Below are 7328 nucleotides of genomic sequence, written 5' to 3' on the forward strand. Positions count from 1 at the left end.
GGGGCGCTTTCTGTATCTTATGCATCGCACCAAAGCCTGACAGCGAATAATACTGTAAGGCTCATATCAAAAACCGCCATTAGCTCATCAGGAAGAGCAGACGACAACCAGGATTGTTGTATGGTACGGGGTTCGAGGCCTCGATGGCGGTCCAACTTCTCAATTAAGTTGATGACCTGGATATACCATTATCAGCTCATCGCTGTGTTAGCCCTTCATAAATCAGCCGTAGCGCGAAGACACCGATAATTGCACCAATAATCCGACTGGCGACATGCTGCATACGCCCGTATGCGCGACGCACGGTCGGTAAAGAAAACGCCTGGCTAAGAAATACACGCCAGATAACAGACGCGAGCACAATTCCTGCCCAGGCCATTAAACGCGCCCAGGTCGGCGTTTCTGCATTTAACGTCACTGAGAAGATACTGATAAAAAATAAAACTGTTTGTGGATTAGAGAGATCGGTAATTAATCCACGGCGGAAAAATACATACCACGGGGCACTAAGGGGCTGTTGTAGCGCGCTCATCTGTGGTGTTGATTGTCGGCGCATACTGTTCCAGGCAAACCATAAGAGATAAGTGCCGCCGACGATTTTAATGAGTGAGAAAATCTCTTCACACTGGGTAATGAGCGTTGCCATTCCAAACAACCCCAGCCCGGAATAGATGGCATCGCCCAACGCGACACCAAGCCCGGTGAGTACGCCCGCGCGACGGCCTGAAGCCAGACTGGTTTGAACCACGACAAAGAGATTTGCCCCGGGATTAAAAAAGGTGATAACGAACAGTCCAACGGTCAGGTAAACGGCGTGCAAAGGAACCATAGTGATTTCACTCATAAATAAGCTGAATTAACTTCATCATATTTATAGTAAAAATGACTGAATGCGAGCGCGATCACAAAGAACGCGGATCTAAAAAGAGTGCCACCTGTACGCGACAGGTGGCAAAGTGGCATTAAAAGAGATATTTCATGCCCAGCATTCCCTGGGTATCGCTGTAACCGTTGTCACCCAACTGCTGGGCGACGTTGCCCCACAGTTGCAGACGCGGATTAAGCTGACCTTCCACCCCGACTTTTAACTCACCGATGTTACGCGCACCGATGATTTCATCGCTGATGCCATCCATCTTCACACTGTAATTGCGGGAGTTATAAATCCAGTTGGCTTCCACAAAAGGCTGGAAGGAACGCTCTTTATGATCATCAAGAGCATTATGGCCTTGCAGATACGCTTTCACCCCCAGACGCGTTTGCAGGTTGCCTTCGGTGCTGTCCTCAACCAGAGTGCCATTGTCTTCAGTATGATTGTCTGCCTTCACATCCATCCACGTCAGTTGCATTTTTGGCTGCAACCAGTAGCTGGTACGCGCATCGGCGCTTTCACCAAGACGGAAGGTATAACCCGCTTCAATGGCGGCGGTGATGCCGTCAGAGTGATATTTCTCACCCGGCAGGTACTCGCCGGAGACGGTGTTATCAAACCAGTTATAGAGCAACCAGCTATCAACATAAGTCCCGGTTTTGTCCGCTTCGTTAGCGTACCAGGTGCCATACACCCCCACACTGTAGCCGTCGATTTGCCCACGTGAGCTGTACCCGGTCAGGTTGGAATGGGTGTGACTCTTGCTGTTGGCATAGCCAGCCATTAAGCCGAGATGCCAGCGATCAAGGTCATTACTGCTCCATTGTGCGAGGTCGCCGCCCAGTTGCAGAACATAACGGTTGCTCTGGGTGCTCAATTCATCCGAACGATCTTTAAAGCGATTATGCCCGCCAATGTTACGCATCCACAGGCTGGTTACTTTCTGCTCGCCGGTCAGCAGGTCGGTGTATTGTGTTTCCCCCAGACGGTCATGCAGTCGGGTATTAAACAGCGTATTTGCCGCCTGAATATTGGCCAGATAGCTGCCAATTTCCGGGCGATACAGATGTTTTCGTTCTGGTTGTGGAACAGATGGCGTAACAGGTGGCTCCGGTGTCACAGGCGGTTCTGGTGTTACAGGGGGTTCTGGTGTTACAGGTGGCTCAGGGTCTGGTTCCGGGATGACGGGCAGTTCCGGTGGGGTATACGGTCCTGCGGGAATTTCACTGGTTAAAAACCAGTTCTGGTTGTCGCTTTTTACCACGTTGTAGTCATAGGGACCGGCAACAATACGACCTTCTTTACTGAAAACGCCCTCTGACAGGCCGTCAACCTCCACAATTTTTATCCCTTCCAGAGTATCCGCGCCCAGACCGCCCGCATTGTTGACCATGACGCGGGTACTACCGGAAGTATCACCTTTTACGATGAGTTTATCCGTTACGGAATTATCATCGCCTAATACCGTATGCATGACTAACAAACCATCATTGGCAGTATAGTTACCGTTAATGGTCAGTGTGGTCGGCGTGAACTCGTGGCCATTTTCATACGCAGACAACGTTGCTGTTCCAGCCAGTGCCAGCGTTTTTAACGTTTGTGAATAACCGTTTAAATCGAGATCTCCACCGCTGTCGACAATATAATCGGAGTTGGGGCTGAAGGTATCTACTTTACCAGCGCGTAGGCTGCCTTTAGTTATATAGGTATCACCAGTATAGATATTCGAGCCGGATAATGTGGTTGTTCCGGAACCTACCTGGTTAACCTGGCCTTTACCGTCTATGTATGAGGTCAGAACAAAATCAGCGTTGGTGTGATTAAAGTTTAATATTGAAGTGGTTGACGCATTTGTCCCCCCTAAATAAATTCGGGGTGTATTAATTGAACCAGCAGGCTGCGCAGCCTCACCTTGCGCACCTCCAATATTTAACATTCCTGTTCCGTTAGAGGAGACACCAACCCAGATATATGAATTCGCATTGATTACACCATCGTTGCTGACAGTGAGAATTCCGGTAGTATCAGAAACGGAAGATGTATTATATCCGCCAAGAAGTATATATGGGGCATTTACTGTTGAATTTTTGTCGGCAACCAGAACTTCTCCATAGCTACTCTGGTTAGCTGACAGAGAAGAATTGGCGTCAACATACCCAATATTCATTTGAGTCAGGGAAGTGAGTGTTCCGCCATTAGTAACAGATACTTTCCCTGTTCCCTGATCGCCAACAATAGCAATTTTAGAGGTGACTGATGAGCTTTCCCCATCAATAACCAACGTCCCCCTGGCATCACCATAAAACTCACCCACTCTTATTGATTGCAGGCCACTTATCTTACTACCATCTAACACGTATAACGTACCGGAGCCTTCGTTAGTGCCTAAAAAAATATTGGAGGAAGGTGTGTCGAACTGCCAGTTGGTATGGTTTGTTAAAGTGATGGAGCCTTCAGCATTATTACCAATGCTGGCTGCTGAAGTGGTAAGTGAAAGATTATCAATGAGTAATGAACCATTAGAGTCTTCACCTACTTTCAATGAGTTAAAATGCTCCCATCCGGGATCGTAGCCTTCTGACGCAATGAGTTTTATCTCTTCATTATTATTAATGACAACATTACTATCTGAATTTACAGGTGGGGTGATAGCCAAGGATACTGGCGTAAATAATATGGTATAAATGGCTATCGCCCGTGTCGATAAGCTTTTTTTTGCTGATTTCATATCACTCACTTTTATCCTTAAAAATTAAATGGCGAAATGCTTTTTTATTGCACATCTTTTCTTCCTGAAACCTTGCAAGGCGTAAGCATGCAATTCTCTAAATAAGAATATCTGTAACAGAGGCTGCAATAAATATATTAAAGTGTTAGTTATTTATTGCATTGATAGCTTTTTGTGGTTTGTCATCGATGTCAATATGTTAACATGGTATTTTTGAAAAAAATAATAATAAATCGTCTTAAGAACTATAAAAGTGCAATAAGTAAAGCTTATATAAATCAATTAAATAGATGGTTAAAGTTTTTTATTAAGAAAAATGATGTGGACTTCATGATTTTTACATTGAGTTTCTGGCAGGGTGAAAATTTGAGATTATTATAAAAAATAATTCAAATGATACCAGCGACAATTGCAGGAAGAGTTATTAACTGGCAGGAGAAGTGGGATTCACATTAAGAATAATACAAATATATTCTCTTTTGCTATAGATTTTTCTTAATCGCTGAACTACTTATTAATCAACCCTGATGATGACTGTTAGCTTCAGGGTATTAGCCTAATCACACATCATGGAGTTCACCGATGAAAACTGGAACTAAGCTCTTAGTTGGTGCGTTAGCTTTTGTTGTCACAAACGTTTATGCAGCGGAATTGATGACCAAAGCGGAATTTGAAAAGGTTGAATCGCAATATGAAAAAATAGGTGATATTTCAACCAGTAATGAAATGTCTACCGCAGATGCGAAAGAAGATTTGATCAAAAAAGCGGATGAAAAAGGGGCTGATGTGTTAGTGCTGACCTCCGGTCAGACTGACAATAAGATCCACGGCACGGCAAATATTTATAAGAAGAAGTAATTCTTAAGTCCATGTAAACATGCCTAATGCGCACGTTTATCAGTAAATGCAACATATTGATATTCATAGTTTTGCAGGCCGGATGAGGCGTTCACGCCGCGTCCGGCAATTTAATTTTTTAATCGCCGCCAGAACGTCGTGCGGCTGATGCCTAAATAATTCGCTGCTGCTGTTTTATCGCCGTTAAATTTCTCCAGCGCCTGCCGTGGTGTCAGCACGGTGGCGGCGATAACGTTAACCGATTCTTTGGCCAGTTCTGGCAATAATCGCTGCAGAAATTGCAGCGTTAAATCTGGCATCGGTTCCACGCTTAAAAATAGCGCCAGTCGTTCCATCATATTGCGTAGTTCGCGAATATTCCCCGGCCACTTATAGTGCAATAACACCGCCTGGCAGGTATTTAACCCCTCGCGTAACGCAGCAGAATACGGGGCGGCAAGTGCTGCCAGTGACACTTTCAAAAAGCTTTCCGCCAGCGGCAGAATATCCGCAACCCGCTCGCGTAGTGGGGGTAACTGCAGGCGCAAAATACTCAGCCGATAAAACAGATCACGGCGAAACCGCCCTTGCTGCATATCCTCTTGCAGATTGCAGTGGGTGGCGCTGATAACTCGCACATTCACCGGAATCGGTTGATGCCCGCCGACGCGGGTGACCTCTTTTTCTTCCAGTACCCGCAGCAGGCGAGTCTGCAACGGCAGCGGCATTTCGCCTATCTCATCCAGAAACAGTGTGCCGCCGTGGGCAATTTCGAACAGCCCGGCGCGGCCTCCGCGTCGCGAGCCGGTAAATGCCCCTTCCTCATAGCCAAACAACTCCGCTTCCAGCAGTGATTCAGCAATCGCCCCGCAGTTAACGGCAACAAACGGATGCGATTTTTTCCCCTGTCGCGCATCGTGGCGGGCAACGTATTCCCGATGAATTGCCTGTGCTGCCAGCTCTTTGCCGGTTCCTGTTTCTCCCTCAATCAGCACCGCAGCATTTGAGCGGGCATACAGCAAAATGGTTTGCCGCACCTGTTCCATCTGTGGCGATTGACCGAGCATATCGCCCAGAACGTAGCGAGTACGCAGCGCGTTGCGGGTCGCATCGTGGGCGTTATGGCGTAGCGTCATGCGCGTCATATCCAGCGCATCGCTGAATGCCTGGCGCACGGTGGCGGCAGAATAGATAAAAACGCCGGTCATCCCGGCTTCTTCTGCCAGATCGGTAATTAGCCCAGCACCAACTACCGCTTCGGCGCCGTTGGCTTTCAGTTCGTTGATCTGCCCACGTGCGTCTTCTTCGGTGATGTAGCAGCGTTGGTCGAGGCGCAAATGAAACGTTTTTTGAAAAGCCACCAGCGCCGGGATAGTTTCCTGATAGGTGACGACGCCGATAGACGAGGTGAGTTTTCCTGCTTTTGCCAGTGCCTGTAATACATCAAAGCCGCTGGGTTTAATCAGAATCACCGGCACCGACAGGCGGCTTTTCAGGTACGCGCCGTTAGAGCCTGCGGCGATGATGGCGTCGCAGCGTTCGCTTGCCAGTTTCTTACGGATGTAGGCCACCGCTTTCTCAAAGCCAAGCTGGATAGGGGTAATGTTCGCCAGGTGATCAAACTCGAGGCTGATATCGCGAAACAGCTCGAACAAGCGCGTCACCGATACTGTCCAGATAACCGGTTTATCGTCGTTAAGTCGAGGTGGATGTGCCATTGCGCGCCATAAATCAAGAAACCGAATATTGGGTTTAGACTTGTTTCATCATTGTTGCAATGAAACGCAGTGAAACATTGTCTGAAACGTTAACTGAAACGCATATTTGCGGATTAATTAAGCGTGATTTTAATAAATCATTGAAATTTAATACTTAGTTTGATTTGAGTAATTGTGGCACAGCCCTTGCTTTGTGTTTATCAACGAAATAACAAGTTGATAACAAAGGATGGGCTATGTCTCTACACTCTCCAGGTAAAGCGTTTCGCGCCGCACTCACCAAAGAAACCCCGTTGCAAATTGTCGGCACCATTAACGCTAACCATGCGTTGCTGGCACAGCGTGCCGGATATCAGGCAATTTATCTCTCCGGCGGCGGTGTGGCGGCCGGTTCGCTGGGGTTGCCCGATCTCGGTATTTCTACCCTTGATGATGTACTGACCGATATTCGCCGTATTACCGACGTTTGCTCGCTGCCGTTGCTGGTCGATGCTGATATTGGTTTTGGCTCTTCGGCCTTTAACGTCGCTCGTACCGTTAAATCGATGATTAAGGCCGGTGCGGCGGGGCTGCATATTGAAGATCAGGTTGGTGCGAAACGCTGCGGTCATCGTCCGAATAAAGCGATCGTCTCGAAAGAGGAGATGGTGGATCGGATCCGTGCGGCGGTGGATGCGAAAACCGATCCTGACTTTGTGATCATGGCGCGCACCGATGCGCTGGCGGTTGAAGGGCTGGACGCGGCGATTGAGCGTGCGCAGGCTTACGTTGAAGCCGGTGCCGAGATGTTGTTCCCGGAGGCGATTACCGAACTCGCCATGTACCGCCAGTTTGCCGATGCGGTGCAGGTGCCGATCCTTGCCAACATTACCGAATTTGGCGCTACGCCGCTGTTTACCACCGATGAATTACGCAGCGCTCATGTCGCAATGGCGCTGTACCCTCTGTCAGCGTTCCGCGCCATGAACCGCGCTGCCGAACATGTCTACAACGTCCTGCGTCAGGAAGGCACGCAGAAAAGCGTCATCGACACCATGCAAACCCGCAACGAGCTGTACGAAAGCATCAACTACTACCAGTACGAAGAGAAGCTCGACGATCTGTTTGCCCGTAGTCAGGCGAAATAAAACAAACGCCCGTTGGTTGTATCCGACAACCGATGCCTGATGCGCCG

Annotated in this window: 5 protein-coding genes; 2 read left to right on the forward strand and 3 right to left on the reverse strand. The window is 48.2% G+C overall.

The window, feature by feature from the left end:
• Positions 1-196 precede the first annotated feature (196 nt).
• Positions 197-829 carry a LysE family transporter gene (locus tag A1WG_RS07455; RefSeq protein WP_001515830.1) on the reverse strand — a complete coding sequence of 211 codons (633 nt, stop codon included), beginning with the start codon at positions 827-829 and terminating at the stop codon, positions 197-199.
• 133 nt (positions 830-962) lie between these two features.
• Positions 963-3599, reverse strand: coding sequence for an autotransporter outer membrane beta-barrel domain-containing protein (locus tag A1WG_RS24275; RefSeq protein WP_024196606.1), 2637 nt, complete (start codon positions 3597-3599; stop codon positions 963-965).
• Between the two features lie 582 nt (positions 3600-4181).
• On the opposite strand from A1WG_RS24275, the gene yahO reads away from it, so the two are divergent.
• Positions 4182-4457, forward strand: a complete 276-nt coding sequence (gene yahO / locus A1WG_RS07450; protein ID WP_000848012.1) for a DUF1471 family periplasmic protein YahO — start codon at positions 4182-4184, stop codon at positions 4455-4457.
• 110 nt (positions 4458-4567) lie between these two features.
• Here the strand turns inward: yahO and prpR are convergent, their stop codons facing one another.
• On the reverse strand, positions 4568-6154 hold the full coding sequence (gene prpR, locus A1WG_RS07445) for a propionate catabolism operon regulatory protein PrpR (RefSeq protein ID WP_001515832.1): 1587 nt from the start codon (positions 6152-6154) through the stop codon (positions 4568-4570).
• A 236-nt stretch (positions 6155-6390) separates the two neighbouring features.
• On the opposite strand from prpR, the gene prpB reads away from it, so the two are divergent.
• Positions 6391-7281 (forward strand): methylisocitrate lyase, encoded by an 891-nt coding sequence (gene prpB, locus A1WG_RS07440; protein ID WP_001515833.1) that lies wholly within the window; start codon positions 6391-6393, stop codon positions 7279-7281.
• Positions 7282-7328 lie beyond the last annotated feature (47 nt).

Source organism: Escherichia sp. KTE96 (assembly GCF_000408525.1).
GTDB lineage: Bacteria > Pseudomonadota > Gammaproteobacteria > Enterobacterales > Enterobacteriaceae > Escherichia > Escherichia marmotae.